20 protein-coding genes are annotated in these 23956 nt (G+C 67.0%); 11 read left to right on the top strand and 9 right to left on the bottom strand.

What is annotated here, in order from left to right; genetic code table 11:
- From nadB to ACFPQ5_RS09685, 3 genes are all read right to left on the bottom strand, one after another.
- Positions 1-1629: an L-aspartate oxidase gene (nadB, locus tag ACFPQ5_RS09695; RefSeq protein ID WP_379754191.1), complete on the bottom strand. Its 1629-nt coding sequence runs from the start codon at positions 1627-1629 to the stop codon at positions 1-3.
- 84 nt (positions 1630-1713) lie between these two features.
- Positions 1714-2490 (bottom strand): alpha/beta hydrolase family protein, encoded by a 777-nt coding sequence (locus ACFPQ5_RS09690; RefSeq protein ID WP_379754188.1) that lies wholly within the window; start codon positions 2488-2490, stop codon positions 1714-1716.
- Positions 2487-3329 carry a hydrolase 2, exosortase A system-associated gene (locus tag ACFPQ5_RS09685; protein WP_379754185.1) on the bottom strand — a complete coding sequence of 281 codons (843 nt, stop codon included), beginning with the start codon at positions 3327-3329 and terminating at the stop codon, positions 2487-2489. The genes ACFPQ5_RS09690 and ACFPQ5_RS09685 overlap by 4 nt, the downstream gene beginning before the upstream one ends.
- A gap of 225 nt (positions 3330-3554) precedes the next feature.
- Between ACFPQ5_RS09685 and ACFPQ5_RS09680 the strand changes: the two genes are divergently transcribed.
- Both ACFPQ5_RS09680 and ACFPQ5_RS09675 read left to right on the top strand, forming a co-directional pair.
- Complete coding sequence (locus ACFPQ5_RS09680) at positions 3555-5162, top strand: AMP-binding protein (protein WP_379754182.1); 1608 nt, start codon at positions 3555-3557, stop codon at positions 5160-5162.
- Positions 5159-6979 (top strand): asparagine synthase-related protein, encoded by a 1821-nt coding sequence (locus tag ACFPQ5_RS09675; RefSeq protein ID WP_379754179.1) that lies wholly within the window; start codon positions 5159-5161, stop codon positions 6977-6979. The genes ACFPQ5_RS09680 and ACFPQ5_RS09675 overlap by 4 nt, the downstream gene beginning before the upstream one ends.
- On the opposite strand, the gene ACFPQ5_RS09670 is transcribed toward ACFPQ5_RS09675, so the two are convergent.
- Positions 6947-8239 carry a glycosyltransferase gene (locus tag ACFPQ5_RS09670; RefSeq protein WP_379754176.1) on the bottom strand — a complete coding sequence of 431 codons (1293 nt, stop codon included), beginning with the start codon at positions 8237-8239 and terminating at the stop codon, positions 6947-6949. The two genes, ACFPQ5_RS09675 and ACFPQ5_RS09670, sit on opposite strands and share 33 nt — an antisense overlap.
- A 464-nt stretch (positions 8240-8703) precedes the next feature.
- Here ACFPQ5_RS09670 and ACFPQ5_RS09665 point away from each other — a divergent pair, with 464 nt between their 5' ends.
- From ACFPQ5_RS09665 to ACFPQ5_RS09655, 3 genes are all read left to right on the top strand, one after another.
- Positions 8704-9435: an N-acyl amino acid synthase FeeM domain-containing protein gene (locus ACFPQ5_RS09665; protein WP_379754173.1), complete on the top strand. Its 732-nt coding sequence runs from the start codon at positions 8704-8706 to the stop codon at positions 9433-9435.
- Positions 9432-11087 (top strand): FAD-binding oxidoreductase, encoded by a 1656-nt coding sequence (locus tag ACFPQ5_RS09660; protein ID WP_379754170.1) that lies wholly within the window; start codon positions 9432-9434, stop codon positions 11085-11087. Before ACFPQ5_RS09665 ends, ACFPQ5_RS09660 begins: the two co-directional genes overlap by 4 nt.
- Positions 11088-11194: 107 nt before the next feature.
- Complete coding sequence (locus ACFPQ5_RS09655; protein ID WP_379754167.1) at positions 11195-11704, top strand: pyridoxamine 5'-phosphate oxidase family protein; 510 nt, start codon at positions 11195-11197, stop codon at positions 11702-11704.
- Positions 11705-11744: 40 nt separating this feature from the next.
- On the opposite strand, the gene ACFPQ5_RS09650 is transcribed toward ACFPQ5_RS09655, so the two are convergent.
- Entirely contained in the window at positions 11745-12122 is a 378-nt protein-coding gene (locus tag ACFPQ5_RS09650; RefSeq protein ID WP_379754164.1) for a hypothetical protein, read from the bottom strand.
- A 205-nt stretch (positions 12123-12327) separates the two neighbouring features.
- Between ACFPQ5_RS09650 and ACFPQ5_RS09645 the strand changes: the two genes are divergently transcribed.
- The 3 genes from ACFPQ5_RS09645 to ACFPQ5_RS09635 all read left to right on the top strand — a co-directional run bounded on the left by ACFPQ5_RS09645 (position 12328) and on the right by ACFPQ5_RS09635 (position 16830).
- Complete coding sequence (locus ACFPQ5_RS09645; RefSeq protein ID WP_379754161.1) at positions 12328-14784, top strand: flavin-containing monooxygenase; 2457 nt, start codon at positions 12328-12330, stop codon at positions 14782-14784.
- Positions 14785-14787: 3 nt separating this feature from the next.
- The gene (locus tag ACFPQ5_RS09640) at positions 14788-15159 is read left to right on the top strand and encodes a DUF2784 domain-containing protein (RefSeq protein WP_379754158.1); all 372 of its coding nucleotides are present in this window, start codon (positions 14788-14790) and stop codon (positions 15157-15159) included.
- 276 nt (positions 15160-15435) lie between these two features.
- A complete protein-coding gene (locus ACFPQ5_RS09635) occupies positions 15436-16830 on the top strand; it encodes an amino acid permease (protein ID WP_379754155.1) in 1395 nt (464 codons plus the stop codon).
- A gap of 78 nt (positions 16831-16908) precedes the next feature.
- Here ACFPQ5_RS09635 and ACFPQ5_RS09630 read toward each other — a convergent pair whose 3' ends face one another.
- Positions 16909-17511 (bottom strand): nicotinamidase, encoded by a 603-nt coding sequence (locus tag ACFPQ5_RS09630; protein ID WP_379754152.1) that lies wholly within the window; start codon positions 17509-17511, stop codon positions 16909-16911.
- Positions 17512-17631: 120 nt separating this feature from the next.
- Here ACFPQ5_RS09630 and ACFPQ5_RS09625 point away from each other — a divergent pair, with 120 nt between their 5' ends.
- Both ACFPQ5_RS09625 and ACFPQ5_RS09620 read left to right on the top strand, forming a co-directional pair.
- Complete coding sequence (locus tag ACFPQ5_RS09625) at positions 17632-18801, top strand: tyrosine-type recombinase/integrase (protein WP_379754149.1); 1170 nt, start codon at positions 17632-17634, stop codon at positions 18799-18801.
- Positions 18802-19000: 199 nt separating this feature from the next.
- Complete coding sequence (locus ACFPQ5_RS09620) at positions 19001-20158, top strand: acyltransferase family protein (RefSeq protein ID WP_379754146.1); 1158 nt, start codon at positions 19001-19003, stop codon at positions 20156-20158.
- A gap of 1639 nt (positions 20159-21797) precedes the next feature.
- On the opposite strand, the gene ACFPQ5_RS09615 is transcribed toward ACFPQ5_RS09620, so the two are convergent.
- Complete coding sequence (locus tag ACFPQ5_RS09615; RefSeq protein WP_379754143.1) at positions 21798-22100, bottom strand: helix-turn-helix domain-containing protein; 303 nt, start codon at positions 22098-22100, stop codon at positions 21798-21800.
- A gap of 92 nt (positions 22101-22192) precedes the next feature.
- On the opposite strand from ACFPQ5_RS09615, the gene ACFPQ5_RS09610 reads away from it, so the two are divergent.
- Positions 22193-22627 (top strand): hypothetical protein, encoded by a 435-nt coding sequence (locus ACFPQ5_RS09610; RefSeq protein WP_379754140.1) that lies wholly within the window; start codon positions 22193-22195, stop codon positions 22625-22627.
- A 130-nt stretch (positions 22628-22757) separates the two neighbouring features.
- Here ACFPQ5_RS09610 and ACFPQ5_RS09605 read toward each other — a convergent pair whose 3' ends face one another.
- Both ACFPQ5_RS09605 and ACFPQ5_RS09600 read right to left on the bottom strand, forming a co-directional pair.
- Positions 22758-23303, bottom strand: a complete 546-nt coding sequence (locus tag ACFPQ5_RS09605) for a hypothetical protein (RefSeq protein WP_379754137.1) — start codon at positions 23301-23303, stop codon at positions 22758-22760.
- Entirely contained in the window at positions 23290-23802 is a 513-nt protein-coding gene (locus tag ACFPQ5_RS09600) for a DNA-binding protein (RefSeq protein ID WP_379760061.1), read from the bottom strand. Before ACFPQ5_RS09600 ends, ACFPQ5_RS09605 begins: the two co-directional genes overlap by 14 nt.
- Positions 23803-23956 lie beyond the last annotated feature (154 nt).

Genomic DNA, 23956 nt, shown 5'->3' with positions numbered 1-23956 from the left:
TCAGCGCCGCTCGGGCGTCAGCACGCTCGGCAGCGCTTTCGGCAGGGTGTCCGGATAATCGCGCGAATAATGCAGGCCGCGGCTTTCGTGGCGCGACAGCGCGCTGTTCACGATCAAGGAGGCCACGTCGACCAGGTTGCGCAGTTCCAGCAGGTCGTGCGTGATGCGGAAGTTGCGGTAGTACTCGTCGATCTCTTCCTTCAGCAGCTTGATGCGGTGCTGGGCGCGCTCCAGGCGCTTGGTCGTGCGCACGATGCCGACGTAGTTCCACATGAAGCGGCGCAGTTCGTCCCAGTTGTGGGCGATGACGACTTCCTCGTCGGCGTTGGTGACGCGGCTCTCGTCCCAGGGCGGCAGCACCGGGTTGTCGACGCGCGGCGCGGCGGCGATCTGGCTGGCGCAGGCGCGGCCGACGACCACGCACTCGAGCAGCGAGTTGCTGGCCAGGCGGTTGGCGCCGTGCAGGCCGGTGCAGGCCGTCTCGCCGACGGCGTACAGTCCGGGGATGTCGGTGCGGCCGGCCAGATCGGTCACCACGCCGCCGCAAGTGAAGTGCACCGCCGGCACGACCGGAATCGGCTCCTTGGTGATGTCGATGCCCAGTTCCAGGCAGCGCGCGTAGATGGTCGGGAAGTGCTCCTTCAGGAACTCGGGCGGCTGGTGGCTGATGTCGAGGTGGACGTAGTCGAGGCCGCGCTTCTTCATCTCGAAGTCGATGGCGCGCGCCACCACGTCGCGCGGGGCCAGTTCGCCGCGCTCGTCATGCGCCGGCATGAAGCGCGTGCCGGCGGCAACGCCCGCTTCCGGCGGCAGTTTCAAAAGGCCGCCCTCGCCGCGGATCGCTTCCGTGATCAGGAAGGATTTCGCGTACGGGTGATAGAGGCAGGTCGGGTGGAACTGGATGAATTCCATGTTCGAGACGCGGCAGCCGGCGCGCCAGGCCATCGCGATGCCGTCGCCGGTGGCGGTGTCGGGATTGGTCGTGTACAGGTAGACCTTGCCGGCGCCGCCGGTGGCCAGCACCGTGTGCTCGGCTTCGAAGGTGAGTACCTTGCCGCTCTGTTCGTCCTGCACGTAGAGGCCGTGGCAGCGCGGCTGGCCGACGAGGTGGGGCGCGCCGCCGTGCACGCCCTTGCCGGTGAGTTTGTCGGAGGTGATCACGTCGATCGCGCAGTGGTGTTCGAACAGCGAGATGTTCGGATGCGCGCGCACCTTCTGTTCCAGCGTCACCTGCACCGCGTGGCCGGTGGCGTCGGCGGCGTGGATGATGCGGCGCTGGCTGTGGCCGCCTTCGCGGGTCAGGTGGAAGCCCAGTTCCGCCGAGGCGTCGCGGGTGAAGGGCACGCCTTGCTCGATCAGCCATTCGATGGCGGCGCGGCCATGTTCGACGATAGTGCGGGTGGCGGCCTCGTCGCACAAGCCGGCGCCGGCGACCAGGGTGTCGGCGATGTGCTGGTCGTGGGAGTCGCCGGAATCGAGGACGGCGGCGATGCCGCCCTGGGCCCAGTTGCTGGCGCCGTCGAGCAGCGCGCGTTTGGAGATGATGGCAACCTTGCGCGTCTGCGCGAGGTGCAGGGCCACCGACAGGCCGGCCAGGCCGCTGCCGACGATTGCTACGTCAAATTTCATGGCACATGTGATATTTGTACAGAGGCATCATCATAGACGATTTGCGTCCGGTACGTTCCCCCGTGCCCCGGGGCGGCCACCGTGTTACCAGGAGCCGAGCCAGCCTGCACAGGCAAAGGCGACGGCATCGCGCCAGGCACTGCGGCGGGTGTCGGGTCCGGCGTGGGCGATCTCGACGCGGCGGCTGCGCGGATGCTGGCCTTCCAGTGCGCGCGCCGCATCCAGGTTGCCGGACTTGGGGCCGCCGCAGACCAGCAGCACACGGCCGCCGAAACCGCCCAGCGCCTGGGCCAGCGCGGGCGGCACGCTCGGGGTCTGGGATTCCCGGCTGACCGGGCGCCCGACCACCCGGCTGGCGGCGCGGCGAAAAGCCGCGGCGCGCCGGAACAGGCGGTCGGCCGCCGAGCGCGGACCGTAGCGCAGGGCCGGCGCCGGCGCACCGGTGGCGACGACCGGCAGCAGCGGATCGAGCAGGGCCAGGCCCGTCACGCGCGCGTCGCCCGCCGCGTACAGCGCCGCCGCGCCGGCCGCATCGCCCGGCGCGAGGATGACAGATTCTTTCATTTCGGGCACGTGAATGAAAAATTCTTTCATCGCCGCGCCGATGTCCTCCACGCCCTGCGGGGCGCGCATGCCTTCGCTGTCGCCGGCGCCGGCGCGGTCGAAACGCATCACGGCCACGCCGCGTGCAGCCAGCAAGCGCGAGAGCAGCGTGAACTGGCGGTGGCTCCCGGCGCGGTACTGGCTGCTGTCGGTGAGGATCAGCATGCCGCGCACCAGCGGACGCTCGGGCACGTCGACGATCCCGATCAGGGCGTTGCCGGCGCAGTGGAAGCGCAAGGCGCGCTGTTCGATTTTCATGCCGGTTCTCCTGAAAACAGGGCGCAGGTGGCGGCGCGCAGGCTCGGACAATCGAGTTTGCCGTCGCCGCTCCAGAGGGGCGAACCCTCGAGCGGATGGAAGTGCAGGCTGGCCCCAGACCGGCGCCAGCGTTCGGCCAGGCGCGCCGCGCTGGCCGCGAGCTTGGTCGGCGCCGGCCCGCCGTAGGCGAACCAGTGCACCGGACAGGGCGGCAAGACCACGTGCGCCGCATCGCAGGCATCGATGGCTTTCACCAGCGGCACCGCCACCTCGAAGCCGCCGACCTCGATCGCGCCGTGCACGGCCAGCTGGGCGCGCAGGGCCGCCGTACTGCGCGGCGCGCCGGGCGCCGGGTCCTGCAACTGCTCGGACAGGCGCAGGAACTGGTTGATGCAGGCGCGCCCGCTCATGAAGGGTTGCCACAGCAGGACGCAGCGGGCGTCGAGACGGGCCGCCGCATCGAGCGCGAGCAGGCCGCCCAGGCGCAGGCCCCACAGGGTCAGCGGACCGCTGCCGCGCTCGGCCAGCCAGTTAGCCGCCAGCACCAGGTCCTCATGCCAGATCTGCCAGCGCCCCGCATTGAATTCGCCGCAGCTGTCGCCGCAGCCGAACAGGTCGATCTGCAGCACCGCGTACCCGAGCGCGGCAAAGGCGCGCGACTGCAGCGCCGCCATGCGCCGCGTCCGGCTCAGTTCCCCGGCGAAGGGGTGGACGTAGAGGATGGCGCCGCGCGGCGCGACGTGGGGATTCGGCGCGTGGTACAGGCTGAAGCGCGTGCCCGGCTCGGCATCGAAGAAAAACGGTTCCACGCGCGGCGTGGTCAGCAGCGGAGCATTCATGGCTGCGGTCTCCTGCACTCAAGGGCCGCGACAGGCCTTCAGGCGTGTCGAGACCGGTTTGTCGGTTTTACGATCATGTATTTATGTCAATTTGACACCTGCCCCGTATACGGGTGTTGCGCCGACACAGCTGTGGGCGAGCAATTTCCATTGATCCTAGTCAATGACCAGCATTCAGTTTTTCTCAATCATGGATCTTTGCGTTGAGCAAGATCGGAGAAAAAAATGGCCCAGCTGGCACATGAACTGGTGGAAGAGGCGGCCCTCTGGACGCCGCAAGCCGCCGCCCTGCGCCACGGCGCCGAACGCATCAGCTACGCCGGGCTGGCGAGTGCGGTCGCCGCTTTCGCCGGCGCCTTGCGGGCTGCGGGCATCGGCGACGGCGAGCGCGTCGCCGTCTGTCTGCCGGCATGCACGCCTGCGGTGGCCGCGCTGCTCGGCGCGGCGCAGGCCGGATGCGCCTTCGTTCCGATCGACCCGGACCTCGATAGCGCCGCCTGCGCCGCCATCCTGCGCGACTGCGGCGCGCGCCTGCTGGTGACGGACGCCCAGCGTTACGATTTCCTGGGCGGCGCGCTGGGCAACTGCCCCTCGCTGCGCAGCGTGGTCGTGCACAGTGCCGGCACGCCGCGGACGGGCGCGCTGCCCGTGCAAGCCTGGGATGCCTTCCTCGCGTCGAGCGCTGCCGGCACGCAGCCGGCGGCGACGGCGGCCACGCTCGCGGCCCTGGTCTACACCGCCGGCGGCAAGCAGCCGGGTGCCGGCGTGCGCGGCACGGCGCTGTCGCACCGCAACCTGGTCGCCGGCGCCGCGTCGACCGCGCGCTGCCTCGGCATCAAGCCCGGCGACCGCCTGCTGGCCGCACTGCCGCTGCATGGCGACTATGGCCTGAACGCCTTGCTGGCAGGTCTTGCAGCCGGCGCCACCGTCGTGCTGGATGCGGCGGCGCCGGCCGAACCAGCGGCGCTTGCCAAGCTGTTGGCCGGCGGCGACATCACGGCCCTGTCCGCGCTGCCGGCGACCTGGGAGGGCCTGGTGCAGCACGACCTGGCGCGCGCCGCCGAGTGCCTGCGTACCGCTGCCTGCGCCGGCGGCGGCATTGGGCGCGAAGCCCTGGGCACGGTGCGCGCCCGGTTGCCGCATACCCGCATGCACCTGCTATACGACATCGGCGAGGCCTGCCGCTCGACCAGCCTGATGCCGGCCCAGCTCGAGGAACGCCCCGGCTCGATCGGGCGCGCAACGCCGTATTCCGAATGGCTGGTGCTGCGCGCGGACGGGCGCGAGTGCGCGCCGGGCGAAGCGGGCGAACTGGTGCGGCGCGGCGCGCTGGTGCCGCTCGGCTACTGGAACGATCCGCAGGCCGGCAGCGAGCAGTTCCGCTTCCTGCCGCCGGCCGCAGGCTCGGCCGGCCGCCATCTCGGCAGCGAGACCGGCTACTGGCCCGGCGTCAGCGCGCGCAAGGACCTCGACGGCTACCTCTACCTGGCCGAGAGCCGCAACGAGATCATCGTCAGCGGCGGCTACCGGATCAGCGGCCGCGAGGTCGAGAAGGTCGTGGTCGGCACCGGCCTGGTGGCCGAAGCGGCGGCGGTCGGCGTCGCCCATCCGGTGCTGGGGCAGGTGATCGCCGTACTGGCAACGCCGCGGCCCGGCGCCCGGCTCGATTCCACCATCCTGTTCGGCGCCTGCCGCGCGCGGCTGCCGCAGCACATGCTGCCGGCGATGGTCGACGTGCGCCGCGCGCCGCTGCCGCGGGCCCGCGACGGCCAGATCGACCGCGCGCTGCTGGCGGGGGAACTGGCGCCGCTGTTCGCCGAGGTCGCGCCATGAGCGGCCTGTGCGGATGGGTATCGACCGAACCGGCGGCGCTGCCGGTCGAGGACATGGCGGCGCCTTTCGCCGCCGGCCGCTCCCTGCGCTGCGCCAGCCACGGCCTGGGCGCGGTGGCGCTGGCCGCAGGGCCTGAAGAAGCGAGCCTGTATCACCAGGACGGACTGCTGATCGTGCACTGGGGCGAGCGGGTGGAAGCCCTGGCGCGTCTGTGGCGCACCCACGGCGCGCGTGCCTGCGCGGCGCTGTCGGGCCACTTCGCCTTTGCGCTGCTGGACGAGCGGCGCGGCGAAGGCTTGCTGGCCGTCGACCGCTGCGCGACGCGGCCGCTGTACTGGCAGATGGCGGGACGCAGCCTGCTGTTCGCGAGCAGCAGCGAAGCCCTGGCGCGCCATCCCGGCGCCGGGCGCGAACTCGATGCCCAGGCCGTGTACGACTACCTCTACCTGCACGCGGTGCATGGGCCGGGATCGATGTTCGCCGGCCAGCGCCGCCTGGCGCCGGGCGAATGCCTGCACCTGCACGGGGGCCGGGTCGAGCGCATCCGCTACTGGCGCATGCGCTATACCGAGCACGCCGCCGAACAGGCGCCGCACACGGAACTGCTGGACGCGCTGTCCTGCGCGATCGATGGAGGCGGCGAACATGCCGGCACGGCCATGATGCTGGGCGGCGGCCCCGCGAGCGCTTTACTGGCGACGCTGCTGCAGCGCGGCGCCGCGCACCCGCTGCGCAGCTATGCAGTCGGTTTCGGCAGCGGCGGCGCGCGCATGCTGGCCGGTGCCCGCGCCGCCGCACGCAAGGCCGGCAGCCGCCATCGCGACCAGACGCTGGATTCGGACGACGTCGCCGACGCCGTCACGGTCCTGACCCAGGCCTGCGACGCCCCTTGCGGCGATCCGGGCGCGGTGGCGATGCTGTTCGCGGCGCGCATGGCGCGCGAGGATGGCTGCACGCGCCTGCACGGCGCCTTTGGCGCCGCCGACCTGTTCGGGCGCGGGCGCTATGCCGGCCTGGCCCGCACCAACCGCTACGAACGCCTGCCCGCCGCGCTGCGCCAGCTGGCGATCGAACCGCTGCTGTTCGGGCTGGGCGCGCGCCTGCCCGGCACTTTCGAGCGGGTGCGTACCCGCATCGAACTCGCGATGGCGCCGCCGCTGGACCGGCTGCGCCGCCGCAATCCGCTGCTGGCCTACGGCACCGCCGCGATGTTCGAGCCGGATTTCCTCGAGCTGCTCGATCCCGAGCTGCCCGCCGCGCGCCAGGAGGAAGCCTGGTGGCTGGCCCAGGCCCGCAGCCCGGCCAACCGCGCGGTCGACCTGGCCTTGCAGGGCGACCTGCCGTGCCGCGTCGTTCCAGGCTTCGCCGCGGCCTGCGCAGCCTCGCAGCTGGAACCGGTGCTGCCGTTCCTTGACGATGCGGTGGTCGCCATGGCGGCGCGCCTGGCGCCGCGCCACAAGCTCGGGCGCGGGCCGCGCCGCCTGTTTGCGCAGGCCCTGCGTGAAGTGGGCGCGGCGGCCGCCGCGTCCGGGAAATCCGTCCTGCCTTTCGGCCACTGGCTGCAGGGCGACGCCCGCCTGCGCGCGCTGGCCTACGACAGCCTGTCCGACCTGGCCGGCCGCCGCATCCTGCGCCGCGATTTTCTCGACCTGCTGCTGGCGCGCCGCCTGCCGGAAGACCCGGCTGCCCACGGCCAGACCGTGTGGCGCCTGATGATGCTGGAAGGCTGGCTGGCGCGCGGCCGGCGCGACGAATTCCGGCGCGGGCCAGAGCGCGCCGTCCCCTTACCAGGCGCCGCCGCGCTGGCCAGCGGCTGAACCCGGGCGAGGCCCGGGCTCCCCGCCGGCCAGCCCGTCGTACACCGCCAGGTAGCTACGCGCCATCGCCGGCAGGCTGTGATGCGCGATTACCTGGCCGCGCGCGCGGGCGCCGTGGCGCGCGCCCATCTCGGGAATCCGGCAATAATCGGCAATCGCCGCCGCCATCACGTCCGGCGACAGCGGCGGCACCAGGATGCCGGTCAGTCCGGGCTGGACCAGTTCCTTGTGCACGCCGACCGAGGTCGCCACCACCGGCAGGCCGGTCGCCATCGCTTCCAGCAGCACCTTGCCCTTGCCTTCGGCCAGCGCCGGCAGCACCATCAAATCCATCGCCCGCATCAATTGCGCGGTATCGAGCCGCTCGCCCGGCAGCCAGGCGCGGTGTCCGGCGCCGGCGCGTTCGAGCATGGCCTGGCACTCGGCCCGAAGCGGCCCGTCGCCCACCATCAGCAGGCGCAGCCTCCCGTGCGCCGCGTGGGGCGAGGAGATCAGGCGCAGGAAGGATTCGACCAGGGTGACGTCGTTCTTGGCGTCGTCCATGCGCCCGACGCTGCCGATCACGAAGGCGTCGTCGCGCATGAAGCCCTCGGGCCCGACGGTCGCGTGCGGACCCAGGCGCGGGTGGAATTGCAGGCTGTCGACGCCGTTCGAGATGTGCGAGACGCGCGAGGGCGCGGCCCCGACCTGTTCGATCAGCCAGCGTTCCTGCTCCGCGCTGGCGGCAATGTAGTGGCCGACCAGCGGGCGCAGCATCCGGCGCAGCAGGCTGGTCGGCCGGGCGCGGCGCGGTTCGGCGGCTGCCAGTCCATATTCGCACCCGTACTCATGGTCCCGGCCGAACGCGCGCCCGTCATCCCGTCCATATTCGCCATGCACCCGCAGGCGCACGCCCGCCAGCGCCGCCGCCAGCTGGCCTTCGAGGCCGCCCAGGTCGCGCGTATGGACGACGTCGGGCCGCAGCACGCGCAGGGTGCGCACCATGCGCAGCACCAGGCCGGGGTTGAAGCGCCCCGCGCCGGCGGCGCCGCGCCGGTGCAGGTCGATCACCTCGACGCCCTGTTCGCGCAGGTCCGCATGGTAGATGCCGTCCTCGCCCAGGCAGAGGACGGCGTGGCGGTAGCGGTCGCCCGGCATGTGGGCGATCAGGTCGAGCAGGCCGTTGCCGGCGCCGCCGTCATCGAGGCGGTTGACGACGTGGGCAACCAGGCGCGGCGGCGCAAAGGCCGCGCTCATCGCGGCGAGGGGGCGATTACCCATGGCGGACGGCGCCTGGATCCAGGCGCGCAAGAAGGCTGGGGGAACTCATGGGCGGGCGGAAGCGGGCGAAACGGCGAATACAAGCTGCTGTGGCCGGGCCGGCCGGGGACGGTGGGCGAAGCACATGGGCATTCTCCGATGAAATCCTGCACGCACGGCGGCTGGCAGCGCCGGCGCTGGAAATGTCGACGCTGTAAATGTCCATTATATGGCCGCGCGTGGAGCGCACCGCGCAACCCTTTTTCCAGTTGATACCCGTCAAAGCACCTTGTGCCTGAGCGAAATGTCCTTGGACACCCACGCAATTCGAACAGTGATTGCGACAAATTTCTTCCAAGCTTGATCCATGTTCAGATGGTAAGGATCAGGCCGCAACCCCGGGAACCGGCCTACTGCTGACCCTGTCTGAATGGATTCATGACGTTTTCGCCACCGACGGCGGGACGGTTATTAAAGGAGACAGTATGTTGGTAGACGAAATGCCCATCGCATCCTTCGAGGCGCCCCCAGCGGCGCCAGCGGGTGCCGCGCGGCCGCGCAGCGAACCCCAGCGCTTCAACGTCCGCGTCGCGCTGTCGGCCGGCCACCACGCCGACAGCGGCGCCCTGGTGCGGCGCATGTATGCCTGGCGCGGCTATGCCTTCGAGGCGGGCGAGCGCAGCGCCGCCGACAAGGTGACCCTGTACGCCGAGACGGGCGGCGAACTGGTCGGCACCATGAGCCTGTGGCTGGACAAGGCCGATGCCTTGCCCGCCGACGAGCACTTCCGCGACCGCCTCGACCTGCTGCGGCGCCAGGGCCGGCGCCTGTGCGAGCCTTCGCGCCTGGCGATCGATGCCGGCATGTCGAAGCGCGTCTTCGCCGCCCTGATCCACATCTCCTACCTGTATGCGCACGAACTGCATGGCTACAGCGACTACGTCATCGAGGTCAATCCGCGCCACGTCGCCTTTTACCAGCGCATGCTCGGCTTCGACATCTTCGGCGGCGAGCGCACCTGCAGCCGGGTCGGCGCGCCTGCGGTGCTGCTGCGCCTGCCGCTCGACGAGATGGGCGCCCAGATCCGCAAATGGGGCGGCAGCGGCGCCCAGCAGGCCGGCGAGCGCTCCTTTTATTCGCATTTCTTTGCCGCCGGCGAGGAGCCGGCCATCAGTGCGCGCCTGGCCGCGCTGTGCCGGGGAGGGGAGTGGGCATGAGCCAATTGAACGATCTGCCGCAGGATAGTCATCTCGATGCGCTGGCCGAACTGGCGCAGGCGGTCGGCAGCGCCAATCTTCTCTGCGACGAAGCCACGCGCGAGCGCTACAGCCGCAGCACGGCGGCGCGTCCGGTCCTGCCGCTGGCCCTGGTGCGCCCGGCCAACGCGTCCGAGGTCGCTGCGATCACCAGGATCGCCGCGCACTGGCGCCTGCCCGTGTATCCGATCAGTACCGGCAAGAACTGGGGCTACGGCGACGCCTGTGCGCTCGGCGCGGGCCAGCTGATCCTCGACCTGTCGCGCATGAACCGCATCGTCCACGTCGACCGCGAACTAGCCTATGCCGTGATCGAACCGGGCGTCACCCAGCGCCAGCTGTCGGACTACCTGCGCGACCGCGATATTCCCCTGTGGGCCGATTGCACCGGCGCCGGGCCGGACACCAGCTATATCGGCAACATCATGGAGCGCGGCTTCGGCCACTCGCCCTACGGCAACCGCCTGCAGCACGTGGCCGGCATGCAGGTGGTGCTGGCCAGCGGCGAGCTGCTCGAGACCGGCTTCGGCCATTACGCCCAGTCGCGCACGACCCACCTGTTCCCCTACGGCGTCGGCCCCTTCCTCGACGGCCTGTTCACCCAATCGAACATGGGCATCGTGACCCGCCTCGGCATCTGGCTGATGCCGCAGGCCGAATGCGTCAACCACTTCATCTGCAGCGTGCCGCGCCACGCCGACATCGCGCCCGTGGTCGACGCGCTGCGCCCCCTGCGTCTGGACGGCACGCTGCGCAGCATCCTGCACATCGGGAACGACATGCGCGTGCTGTCCGGCGGCGGCGTCTTCCCTCGCGACAAAGTCCCGATGGGCGCGCGCCTGCCCGAGGACATGCGCACGGCGCTGCGCGCGCAGGCCGGCGTCGGCGCCTGGAGCGTGTCGGGGGCGCTCTATGGCAGCGCGGCGCAGGTGGCGGCGGCCCGCAGCGCCTTGCGCAAGGCTTTGCGCGGCACCGCCGCTACGCCGCGCTTCATCACCGAGCGCAGCCTGCGCGCCGGCGCGTTCGCCGCACGCCTGCTCGGCGACAGCTGCGCGGGACGGCGCCTGCGCGCGAGGGTGGCGCTGGGCGAATCGCTGTTCGCCATGAACCGCGGCGTGCCGAACGGCCGCTTTTTGGCCGGGGCCTACTGGCGCCGCCGCGCCGGCCTGCCGCAAGGCTTTCCCGAACGGGCCGACCCGGCACGCGACGGCTGCGGCCTGCTCTGGGTCTCGCCCATGCTGCCGCTGGGCGGCGAGGACATGCTGGCGGTGCACGCGCTGGCCCAGGCCAGCTTCGACAAATACGGCTTCGACCTGTTCGCCACCTTCAGCATGGTCAACGAGCGCACCCTGGGCGGCGTGCTGACGGTGGCCTACGACAAGGACGATCCCGAGGAAACCGCGCGCGCCCGCGCCTGCCACGACGAGGTCTTCGAACGCATGTTCGAGGCCGGCTACATTCCCTACCGGGTCGGCAACCAGGCCATGGGCCGGCTCGACCCGCAGGGCGACAGCTACTGGCGCACCGTCGGCGCGCTCAAGGCGGCGCTCGATCCGGCCGGCATCCTGGTGCCGGGGCGCTACCAGCCGGAGGTGGCGGGCAGGCTCGGGTAGGGGCGCAGGCCTGGGTGCGGCGCCTGCGTTCGGCGCCGCACGGAGCGTTGCGCCCGCAAGGCCTAGGATGAGGGCTCACCAATCCTCACTCATCACAAGGAAACACCATGTCCATGACGACTGCTTCGACCCAGGCGGCCGCGCTGGCGGACAAGATCCGTTCGATGCGCTTCGCGATGTTCACTACCGTCGACGAGCACGGCCACCTGATCAGCCACCCGATGACCAACCAGGAGACCGACGACCAGGGCGGTCTCTGGTTCTACACGTCGATCCACACGCCGCTGTGGCAGAACATCGCCGTCCAGCCCGAAGTCAACGTCAGCTTCGCCCAGCCCGACGACAGCCTGTACGTGTCGATCAGCGGCACCGCCGAGCGCGTGGTCGACCGCGCACGCATCCACGCCCTCTGGAACCCGATGGTGCAGGCCTGGTTCCCGCACGGCCCGGACGACGAGCACGTGGTGCTGGTGCGCGTCGCCCCGCACAGCGCCGAGTACTGGGATTCGAACGACAGCAAGATGGTGCGCCTGTTCCAGATGGCCAAGGCGGCCGTCACCGGCACCACGCCGGACGTCGATCCGGGGGAGCACGGGACGATCAAGCTGGACGCCTGAGTCTGAAGTCGCCGGGCTGCTACGCCCGGCTTCCCCCGCCTCAGCGTGCGGGCGGCAAGTCCTCCTCGGACTGGTTGGCGCCCGTTTCCGGGGTGCCGAGTCCGGTCCCGGTGCCGCCGGCCTGGTTGCCGCGCGTGTCCTGGGCACCGCGCGCGCCGCTTTGCATGGCGCTGCCGTCCGGATCGGGCACGGTCTGCGGCATCGTCTGCGGCGCATCGGGCGTCGGCTGCGGCACGCTGCCCGGCGCCTTGTCGATCTCGCCGGTGCTGTGCGTCAGCTGGTCGCCGCCGCTGCCGCCGGTTTCCTGCTGGGTTTCATGCGTCGGCGTGGCGCCCGCCTGGCCGCTCGTGGCGCCGCCCAGGCCGACGGTCGCGTCGTCCGACGGTGGCGTTGCGTTACTGGATGTCTGCGTAGCCATCATGGTCTCCTGAAATGTCGTCTGCTCCATTATGAAGACGAGCATTATTAACACCATCGGCGCGTGTTGCGTGCGCCTGTAGGAGTGCAGCGCATGCGCCCGGCATAAAGCGCGGTCCGCCTGCGACCGAAACCGGTCCACGCAGGGTTTCCTCGTGTATTGTTGCGAATTGGAATCATTGTTTCATTCGCCGAGGAGACGCCCGATGACAAACCTGCCCCCACCATCCGAAGACGCCAGCCTGACGATCCGCGAGGCGATCGTCATCGGCGCCGGCTTCGGCGGCATCTGCATGGGGGTGGCGCTGCGCCGGGCCGGCGTCGAGGACTTCCTGATCCTGGAAAAGGGTGTCGGGCCGGGCGGGGTCTGGCGCGACAACACCTATCCCGGCGCCGCCTGCGACGTGCCCTCGCACCTGTACTCGTTTTCCTTCGCCCCCAAGCCCGACTGGACGCACAGCTTCGCCCGCCAGGGCGAGATCCACGCCTACCTGCAGGACTGCGTGCGCCGCTTCGGGCTTGGCGCCCATCTGCGCTACCGCACGGAAGTCGCCGGGGCCCGCTACGACGAAGTCCGCGCGCTGTGGGAAGTCAGCCTGGCGGGCGGCGATCGCATGCTGGCGCGGATGCTGGTGAGCGCGACCGGCCTGCTGAGCCGGCCGCTGCTGCCGCGCCTGCCGGGCATCGACAGCTTCCGCGGCCCGGCCTTTCATTCGGCGCGCTGGGACCATGCCGTGTCATTGGCGGGCAAGCGCGTGGCGGTGATCGGCACCGGCGCCTCGGCCACCCAGTTCGTCCCGGCGATCGCGGGCGAGACAGGAGGGTTGACCGTATTCCAGCGTTCGCCGTCCTACATGATCCCGCGCTGCGACCGCGCCTATCGCCCCTGGGAGCAGGCCCTGTTCCGGCGCCTGCCGCCGGCGATGCGCCTGCACCGGGGCCTCATCTACGTCAAATACGAAGCGCGCGCGCTGGCCTTCACCCGCATGAAGGCGATCCTGTCGCTTGCCGTCGGCCGGCCCTTCCAGCGCATGCTCGCGCGCGACGTGCCCGACCCGGCGCTGCGCGCGAGCCTGACGCCCGACTACCCGATCGGCTGCAAGCGCATCCTGCTGAGCGACGACTACCTGTCCGTCTTCGCGCGGCCAGACGTGCGCCTGGTCACCGAGGCCATCCGCCGCGTCACGCCGAGCGGGATCGAGACCGAGGACGGCACCAGCCACCCGGCCGACGTCCTCATCTACGGCACCGGCTTTGCCGCCACCGAGTTCCTGGCGCCGATGCGCATCAGCGGGCGCGGCGGGCGCGACCTGAACGAAGCCTGGCGCGAGGGCGCCGAAGCCTATCTCGGGATGACGGTGCCGGGCTTCCCGAACTTCTTCATGCTGTATGGCCCGAACACCAACCTGGGTCATAATTCGATCGTCTACATGCTGGAGAGCCAGGTGGAACACGTCATGCGCTGCCGCCGCGCGCTGCTCGCCGCCGGCGCCGCGTCGATCGAAGTGGAGCCGGGCGCGCACCGCCGCTTCAACACCCGCCTGCATGCACGCCTGGCCGACGCCGTCTGGCAGGGCTGCCGCAGCTGGTACCTCGACCGCCACGGCCGCAACAGCGCCAACTGGCCGGGCTTTACCTTCAGCTACCGGTGGCTGACCCGCCACGCCAGCCTGCGCGCCTACCGCTTCGCTTCGCCCCTGGCTGGCCGCCCCGACAGCCTCGCCATCGCCGCGCCGCGCTCGCCCGTGGAAAGCGCCAGTGCCGCCTTCCAGCGCGCGTTCCTGCGCAGCTGCTTCAAGCCGCTGATCGGGCCGCCGTTCAGCGCCCCCGTCCAGCGCCGCTACGCCCGCCTGCTGGCGCCACTGATGCCCGGCGTGGGCGGCGTCGGCTATCGCCGCATCGCGGCCGGCGGCGTCGAGGTGGAAATCGTCACGCCCAGGCAAGCGGAGCAGGGCGCGATCCTCTACCTGCACGGCGGTGCCTTCTGCCTGGGCAGCCCGGAAACGCACCGCAGCATCACCTCGCGCATGGCGCGCGACGCCGCGCTGCCAGTCTGGGTACCCGACTACCGCCTGGCGCCCGAACACCCATATCCCGCCGCGCTCGACGACGGGCTAGCCTGCTACGACGCCATGCTCGCCGCCGGCATCCCGGCCGCGCGCATCGTATTGGCCGGCGACTCGGCCGGCGCGTCGCTGGCGCTGGCCGTCGCGCTGCGCCTGCGGGAACGCGGCGACGCGGCGCCCGCCGCGCTGGCGCTGATCTCGCCGGTGACGCGCATGCCCCCGCCCGGCCCGGACGGCTACCCGAATGCTGCGATCGACCCGATGGTGCGCGCCGACTGGGTGCGCCAGGGCGTTGGCTGGTATGCCGTCCCGCCGGCGGCCGAGGCCCATCATCCTTTGAGCTGCGACCTGTCCGGCCTGCCGCCGATGCTGGTCCAGGCGGGCGAGCAGGAGATCCTGCTGCCCGACGCGCAGGCGCTGGTGGCCCATGCCAGGGCCTGCGGCCTGTCCTGCCGCTTCGAGCTGCACCGCGAACGCTGGCACGTGTTCCACCTGCAGGCCTTCTACCTGCGTTCGGCGGCGAACGCCATCGGCGCGCTGGCGCAGTTTGCACGCGAGCGCATCGCGGCCGCGGCCAGCGCAGACACGCCGGCCTGAATCATGCTGTACGCCGCCGCAGCCGTGCTGGTCTTGCTGGTCCACCTCGGTTTCGTGCTGTTCGTCGTGTTCGGCGCTTTTCTCGTGCTGCGCCGGCCGCGCCTGCTCTGGCTGCACCTGCCGGCGGTCGCCTGGGGCGTGTACATCGAAGCGAGCGGGCGCGGCTGTCCGCTGACGGCGCTCGAGAACCTGCTGCGCCTGCGCGCGGGACTGGCGGACGTGGAGGGCAGCTTCATCGAGTATTACCTGCGCTGGCTGCTGTATCCGGGCTGGCTAACACCGGGCATTCAGTACCTGCTCGCCGGCCTCGTCCTGGCAATCAACCTCCTGATGTATGTATGCCTCTGGCGCAGGCGAGCCTGGCCGGCCGGCTGAAAAACGCTGCAGGCCCCGATGAGCGCTTGCTGAACAGGGGGTTGCGGAGCAATAATGCGGACGTGCTGGCTTATTGTTAATGCTGTTCGTCCGCGCCCAGGAGATGGGGACGGGCGGACGTAGCGAGTCGATTGGCGCCTGGCGGTTCTGCAGGCGCTTTTCGTTGGTAGCTCTCTGAGCGCGGCAAAAATAAGCGGGGCAGGAGAGCGGACAGGCGGCCGGAATCATCCGGCGGCTTTCCGGAGGAGACATTATGAAAAAACAGGAGAACACGTAGTGAGTCTTTTTAGAACCAAGAATCTCGATACCATGGTGGCGGACGCCCGCACGCCTGGCGGTCTGAAGAAGGTCCTCGGACCGACCGACCTGATCCTCATGGGTATCGGGGCCATCGTCGGCACGGGTATCTTCGTGCTGACCGGTACCGGCGCGGTCACGGCCGGTCCGGCGCTGACGCTGTCCTTCATCATCGCGGCGATCGCCTGCGGCTTCGCGGCGCTGTGCTATGCCGAATTCGCGTCGAGCGTGCCGGTGGCCGGCTCGATCTACACCTATTCCTACGTGACCCTAGGCGAAATCGTCGCCTGGATGATCGGCTGGGACCTGCTGCTCGAATACGGCCTGGCCACCTCGACGGTCGCCGTCGGCTGGTCCGGCTATTTCCAGTCGCTGCTCGAAGGCTTCGGCGTGGTGCTGCCGGAAGCGCTGCGCGCGGCCCCGGGCGCAAAACCCGGCGTGGACACCCTGTTCAACCTGCCGGCCTTCCTGATCATGATGGTCCTGACCTGGATGCTGTCGCTGGGCGTGCGCGAGTCGGCCCGCGTCAACAACATCATGGTGCTGATCAAGACCGGCGTCGTCCTGCTGTTCATCTTCGTCGGCGTCGGCTACGTCAAGCCTGACAACTGGCAGCCGTTCATGCCTTTCGGCATGGGTAGCGTGATGAGCGCCGCCGCGCTGGTGTTCTTCGCCTTCATCGGCTTCGACGCCGTCACCTCCGCCGCGGAAGAAGTCAAGAATCCGACCAGGGACCTGCCGATCGGCATCATCGGTTCGCTGGCCGTGTGCACCGTCCTGTACGTGATCGTTTCCGCCATCATGACCGGCATCGTCCCGTTCATGCAGTTCAAGGGCGTCGACCATCCGGTCTCGCTGGCGCTGAAATACGCCGGCCAGGACTGGGTCGCCGGCTTCGTCGACCTGGCCGCGATCCTGGGCATGAGCACCGTGATGCTGGTGATGGCCTACGGCCAGACCCGCATCCTGTTCGCGATGTCGCGCGACGGCCTGCTGCCTGCCAAGCTGTCGACCGTGCACCCGAAATACGGCACCCCGTACTTCGCGACCTGGATGGTCGGCATCATCTTCGGCCTGATCGCCGCCGTCGTGCCGCTCGACGTGCTGGCCGAGCTGGTCAACATCGGCACCCTGGCTGCGTTCTCGCTGGTCTCGCTGGCCGTGATCATCCTGCGCAAGAAGCGCCCGGACCTGCACCGCGCCTTCCGCTGCCCGGGCGTGCCGGTCGTGCCGGCCCTGGCCATCATCTTCTGCCTGGCCCTGATGTCCTTCCTGAGCTGGCACACCTGGGTCGCCTTCGTCGTCTGGCTGGCGATCGGCCTGGCGGTGTACTTCGGCTACGCCCGTTCGCGCTCGAAGCTGAACGCGCAGTAATATTAATGCGCCTGCGGGCGCATGTCCTCCGAAACCTGGCCGCCGGCGCCTGCCGCGGCCAGGTTTTTTATTTGCCGTTCAGACGGGCGCCAGTTCGCCGAGCCTGAACGACTGCGCGCCGAGTCCGCGCATGCGGGCGATCGCGCGCTCGCCGTCGCCGGGAGTGACGTCCACGGCCCGCATCGCTTCCTCCGCGATCAGCACCTCGAAGCCGTTCGCGCGCGCGTCGATCACCGTGTTCAGGACACAGTAATCCGTCGCCAGTCCGCACACGACCAGCCGTTGCACGCCGTGCCCGCGCAGGTGCGCTGCGAGTTCCGTGCCGTTGAAAGCGGAATAGGCGTCGACGTCCTCCGTATCGGCCTTCGAGACGATCACGGCGCTGGCGGGCAGGGCGAGCCGCTCCGAGAACGCGGCGCCGGGCGACTCGGCCACGCAATGGGGAGGCCAGGGGCCGCCGCGCTGCGCAAACGAACAGTGGTTGGCGGGATGCCAGTCGCGTGAAGCGTAGATCGGCAAATCCTGGCCCGCAAACAGGGCCAATAAGCCGTTGATGGGTTCGATCACGGCGTCCCCGTCCGGTACGCCCAGCTTGCCGCCAGGGAGGAAGTCGACCTGCATGTCGATGACGAGCAGAGCGTCCGTGGAAGTGAGCCGAAGTGGCTGGTCTGGTGTCTGCATGGTGCTCCTGTCGGGTGGTTTGATATGGAAAGGGTAGCACGCTGGAAGCGCATGGGCACTGTAGGGTCGACATGTTATACTGTATAAAAACACAGTATTGCACTCAGTTACACGGAACCAATGACCAAGTTCGCTCCCATCGATCTCGTACCGCGTGTGCCTGGCACGCCTGATGCCTCCAGCGGGCGGCTCGACGTCAAGATGTTCCGCGTCGCCGACGACCCGATTACCGAGGCGCAGACCGACGCCGAGATCGCGCGCGAATTCATCGGCAATGGCGAACTGAGCCCGAAGTCGGTCGCCAACAGCCAGAAAGAGCTCTTCCGTTTCCTGACCTGGTGCCGCGAGGAGGCGAAGAAAACCCTGTCCCAGCTGAACGTCGCCGACCTGAACGCCTACAAGGACTTCCTGCGCAACCCGCCGCCCGACTGGATCTCGAAGACCAAGTGGCCGCGCAGCGATCCGCGCTACCGTCCATTTACCGGGCCCCTGTCCGACCCCAGCCGGCGCCAGGCCATGATCGCGGTCAAGGGCTTGCTCGCCTTTGCCGAACAGACCGGCTACCTGAGCCGCAATCCGGCGGCCCTGGTGCGCAACGTGCGCACGCCGGTCGCCAGCCGCATTACACGTTACCTGACGCCGGAAGCCATTGCCCTGGCGGTCGACACGGTGTCGAAGCGGGCGCCCGATTCGCCGGCGGCGGCACGGCGCCGTGCGCGCGACCGCTTCCTGCTGATCGCTTTCGCGCATACCGGCGCCCGCCTGAACGAACTCGTGAGCGCACACATGGGCGACATCTATACCGAAGGCAAGAACCGCTGGTGGCTCGACGTCATCGGCAAGGGCAGCAAGCCGCGCCGCCTGCCGGTGCCAAGCGCTATGCTGGAGGCGTATCAAAGCTACCGCGAAGCCTACGGCCTGCCGCCCGTCACCGCCCGCGCCGACCGCACGCCGCTCGTGCTGTCGAGCCGGAGCAGGGCGGTCACGCGCCTCACCGACGAGGCGGCGTCCGAAGCGATCAAGAACGTCTTCGCCGAAGCGGCCAGGGTGGCGGCCAGCCTGGGCCAGGACGACGTCGCGGCCAGCCTGCGCCATGCCTCGGCCCACTGGCTGCGCCACAGCATGCTCACCAATCTCGCCAACAATGGCGTGCAGCTCAAGACCCTGCAGGATACGGCCGGCCACGCCAGCATCTCGACCACCGCCGGCTATCTGCACAAGAGCGACAACGAGCGGCACGACGAGATCATCGGTTCGATCCGCAACGAGGGAGGGAAGAAGGGGACCTGAACGCCGGCGGCGCGCAGTCGAGTCATGTATTTACGCGACCGCTGCAAATATGATTCAGGCAAACAATAACTTTCCGTAAGGCAGCTCAATTTGGCCTCTTCGTGCAGTCAACGGCACGTAACTTGGTACTGGTCAGGATATCGCCATCCGATTGGTTATATCGTCACTCCGAAACTTTGTTCACTAAGGAGAGACGGCCATGCCGAAAATCACGGTTCTGAAAAAAACAAATCTGCAGGAAGATAGCTGTCATTCCATGTTGATCTCGCTGTTCAGGGGATTGGCGGCGCTGGTGGTGGCCTGGGCGCATCTGCGCGCCGCAAGCTTTCCGGCATTCGGCGATGTGGCCAATCCCACCTTGCTGTTCCAGGCCATGGCATTCAGCTCGGGCTTCGCCTACCTGGCGGTGATGGTGTTCTTCGTGCTCAGCGGCTGGCTGGTCGGCGGAAGTTACCTCAACAGGATGGACACGGACCGTGCGCTCCAGAACTACGCGGTCGACCGGGTGTCGCGCCTGTGGGTGGTCCTGGTGCCGACCTTCCTGGTCGCACTGCTCGTTGGCGCCCTGACCGGAACCATCGATCCGGGCCGGGTATCGTTTTCGGCAAGCGATCCTTATTCGCTGACGGCCTTCATCGGCAATATGTTCGGGCTGCAGAACATCCTGGTGGAGTCGTTCGGCGAGAACTTCCCCTTGTGGAGCCTGGCCAACGAGACCTGGTACTACGTGGCGTTCCCGCTGCTGGTCGTGGTGTTTCGCAGCAGGTCGCTCGCGTCGCGCGCCGCGGCGCTGCTGGCGCTCGCCGCCATCGTCCAGCTGGTAACGCCCGCCATCGTCCTGTACTTCGCGATCTGGCTGCTCGGCGCCGGTTTCTCGCGCGTGAAGATCGAGGCGGGACCGCTCCTGCGCTGGGCGCTGGTGCTGATCACCGTCGTCACCGCCGTCCTGATCCGCCTGAAGGGCAAGAACGAGATTTCTGTAGAAACCTTTCCACAGTTCTTAGGATTCAGCCTGCTGTTCGCGCTCTTCCTGTCCAGCATGCAGTTCAAGCGCCCGCAGTCAACCATGCTGGACAGGGTAGACCGCACCGGCCGCTTCTTCGCCGATTTCTCCTTCACCATGTACGTGCTCCACGTGCCGCTGATCTTCGTGATGGTGCATCTGACCTCGTCGCTGTTCGGGATCGACCGGCTTTCGCCCGAGATCGTGTCGCATTACCTGATCTACCTGGGGATGTTCGTGGTGCTCGTGTTTGCCGGCTACTTTTTCCATCTGCCGTTCGAAGCCAATACCAGCCGCGTGCGCCAATGGCTGAAAGGGCAGCTGTTTGCGCGGGTCGGCACGGTAAGGACGTGATGGCGGGGTGGGGCGGTGCCAGGGCTTGAAGCTGCCTGAATCAGGCTGTGGTCCCTGGGTTCGCCGCCACAGCGCCACAAGAAGCGGGGGACGGCTCGAGCATCGCTTCTGGCTGTCGCGCTGGCAAAGGGAGGAAAGGGCGGGCAGATTCGCCTCGTTCAACTAGGCCAGCGCGTATCGTGCTCGCGAATCAGCAAGCGCTGCAAGCAGCAAAGATGGGCTCGGCTGCCGGCAGCGCTCTAGCTCAGACGGATTGGCACGAATTCCGAAAAGACCCGGCACCGACCAGCCGTCCGGGCTCAGGATGATGTGCCAACTTGTATCCAGCTGGTTTGTACGTTTGTGCAGCAGCCCGGCAACCGAATGGAACTGGAAATCACGAACTCGACAATACTGTTTGTAATGTCGAGTTCGTTTTGGCTCGCTGTGATCGTTCGCGTAAACGAGGGGCCTCTCCTTGCACGGAGCCATGTTACAGCACAGCCTGGTAAACCGCGTCAATATGAGCACGGGCGTCATGCCGTGGGCGCCTGGACGATCGCTGGATGTGCGGAGCGGATCAGCCGGAGGCACAATCTCCTCGTGCAGGCCTGCCAGGAGGTATTGCCTGGTTTCGAAGATACAACGCCTTTTGGGAAGCTCGTAAAAGGCGGCCTTCCGGGTCCACATTGCCGGCCCGAGCACGACATGGCGCTACCGAACAGGATCTGCAGGCTCCCGCACGAGGTGCACGGTGTCGATATGCGAACGGTGTGGACACGTTCGGCGCCCGCTGAGGAGCGCTGGCTTCGCGCCATGCACCGAACGCGGACCTCCGCCATGAATCCGCACGCCCTGCGAATCAACTCGTTGTTTGCAGGCCCGACTATTCGCTCGCTTGCTTGCGAGAGCTGAGCCGCATTCTGTCGTAGCTTGCAAACCGGATGATCAGCGGACACTGCTTCAGATGTCCGTGTTGCCTGAGTCCCCGAGAGAAATTCGCGCAGACGGCGGTCGACGAGCCAAAGGGATGCGCGGTCCAAGGTTTGAATGGACTCCAGCTCGCGCGTGTTCTGGGAGAGAACGACAAACCGCAGGCATGTTCGGCACCGGTTCTGATATGGGAAGGCAGGATTGAATCCGTTCATGTCGTGAATGCCTTTGTACAGCCCGCCGATTCGCAGTCTACGTGGGTCTTGTACGCGCAGCAGTCCGAAGGGAAGCGCCCTGGGCACGCAGATACGCCATTACAGAAAGCGGATTTGACATAATATAGATTATGCGTCGTTCAGGCTTTCCCGCGGCATACCTCCTGGCATCGTCGTCTTGTTGCTAAAGTTTGTTCCCTCAGGCTTGCAAAAAATTGTTCTTTCGACCGAACTGTGCAGAAATTTGTAGCCTACACCCTGCCCATTCGATCACGACGACGAGCGCATGGTTCTACGAGCGCTCCGAATTAAACCGTGGACATTTCGGAACTAATTGTCTGAACTTAGTCTCCCTGAACAGATATCCACGTTTTACTTCACATCTTTGATCTCTGAACCTTTCGCATACTGCATTCGTCGGTGTCCGAAAAAGGATCCACGACTCCGTACAAGTCAACGGCAGTGCGGCGGAGCCGCTACGTTTCTGGCCGCCGAGACTCTCATGCGTTTGCTTACCGCGAATCGTGACTGTCGCCTTGATCTTCGAACGATTCCAGGTCAGCTATCACTTGCGAAAAAAGTTTCTTCCGCTCCTCAACGTCCGTCGGCAGATACGCGAACGCAACTAGAGACAACGGATGTACACCAAGAACCGCGGCAATGTCGTCGATCTTCGTAATCGTAGGGGCTTTGATCCCACGCTCGAGACTGCTGAGATAGGTTCGACTCGAAACTACCGAAAAATCCTCTTGTGTCAGACCTCGACTCTTCCTCGCCTTCTGCAGTCCTGTTCCAAATTGTTTGAGCAACCCCACGAGCACCTCCGCACAAAATGCACGATGTACTCACGGCGAACACTTTAGGACTACAATCTATAGTGTTCATTTCGTACTGCAGAGGCATTCAAGTGATTACTACAGACAAAGCACATGAAGCACCCATGTTCTCGATGGGGCCAGGGATCGCGACCTGGCGTGCAGCTACGCTAAGCCTAGGTATGCTCTACGTGTTCATCACCTACGCATTTAAAGAAGAGCGTCGCTGGGTCCAACAGACGACGATCCTCTGGGATCCTCGCGACGTACTACAGTTCTGCCGCACTTGCAGCGGCAACAAGTCACTTAAAATTGTTGAGATTTCGCTACTTGAGCCTTACCGCAGGGAGAAGGTTAATACCTGGCGCTGGACATCGGTTTTGAGTATTCGGATATATGTCGAAGATGATGTCGAGATACCCGTCTACTTTACTGATGCCGGTGAAGCCGTTGGTCTGACGCGAGAAGAAGCGAAGCAGAAAATGAAGTCGATTTACAGGGCTCGGCCAAAACGAGAAGCAGCCTGAGCTCGTCTAAAGCGGTCAGAAGTACACCTCGAGCGCGCGAATTCCGAGAGCAAACGCTACACCGCCTACTCCAAGCTCGCAGCCAGTCTGTTGTTTCGATCGGTATCGAACTTCGTTCGACGCTAGCAATCTATTTGTCTTGTTTGCTGCCGGGTCGACGCCGCTGGCGAGGGACTACAGGCGTCGAGCGCGGCGCCCGCCTGCTTGGTTTCGATGTGCTGGCGAATCGCTCGAGTTGTTCACGCAACTCAGCAACCTTTGCTCGCTCTGCAGCGAGCTGGCTCTCCAGTTCCCCGCACTGAAATGCGGTTCTCATGTTCTGGCTAGCCGCTCGGTCTCGCTCGTCGGCAAGTAGTTCCGCCTTAGTCATATAGGCGCCGAGCTCTTGGCCTTGTCGGGCAAGCTGGAACTGAGCCCGCTGTGCCTCGGACTGGATTTCTTCAGTGCGGGACGCGAACGTCCGGCGCTCGGCGTCGAGTTGCTTCTGCAGTTTAGTCGCCGCAGTTCGCTCTTTGTCCAGGTCAACCAGGGTTCTTTTCGCCAGATCGGTGTAACGCTGCTCAGCTTGAAGGATGCGGTCAGTTAATTTCTCGATCTCCGCCGCGCGCTCTCTTAACATCGAACTTATCTGGTCGCGCAACGTTTCAATGTCAGCTCTAGCCTCATTCAGTCTCAAGTCCGTTTCTTGCTGGGCTGCTGCTGCCGCGCCAAGTTCTTCCCGCTGTTTTACGATCGTCCCCCTCAGCTGCTGCTATTTGATCGCGGCCGTCCTTGAGCTGGGCAGACAGTTGAGCGATGTCATCTTCCAGACGGTCCTTTTCGGCCAGTGCAGCGTCGCGTTCGACCATTGCGCTCTGCCGCAATACAATGATCGACTCGTCAGCAGCCTTTTGGGCTAGCGCCCAGATCTCACCGATCAGCTGGCCGCCCGACTGCTTTACCTGATCGGGCAAGTCCGCATGCTGAAGGTCAACCCTTGCCCGTTCACGCAAGTCACTCCAAAACCTTTTCAATGCTTCGCTTGGAACAGACATGCTCCCTTTCCGAACAAGCTGATAGAGAGCGTTCGTCGTTGGAGTCACGCCGTACCTGAAGAACATAACGGCACAAGCTTCCCTATAGAGATCCGCAGTGCGTGGAAACCGATCACGCAGGCAATCAATGTCAGCCTGCATAGAGGCTGTGCTTTGCCTATTCTCGAGCATATACCCCCCCTTTTCCTCGTCCCGTAATACTACGTAAGACGTAACGAAACCGGCGCCCTCCTGTGAAAATATGACATTACTTCTATAATGTCGGATGTCCTTCTTGATCCGGTTGAATTCTTTG

Source organism: Massilia suwonensis, assembly GCF_042655665.1.
GTDB lineage: Bacteria > Pseudomonadota > Gammaproteobacteria > Burkholderiales > Burkholderiaceae_D > Telluria > Telluria suwonensis.
The sequence above is the reverse complement of the archived record's forward strand: the minus strand, read 5'-3'. Positions and strand labels throughout refer to the sequence as shown.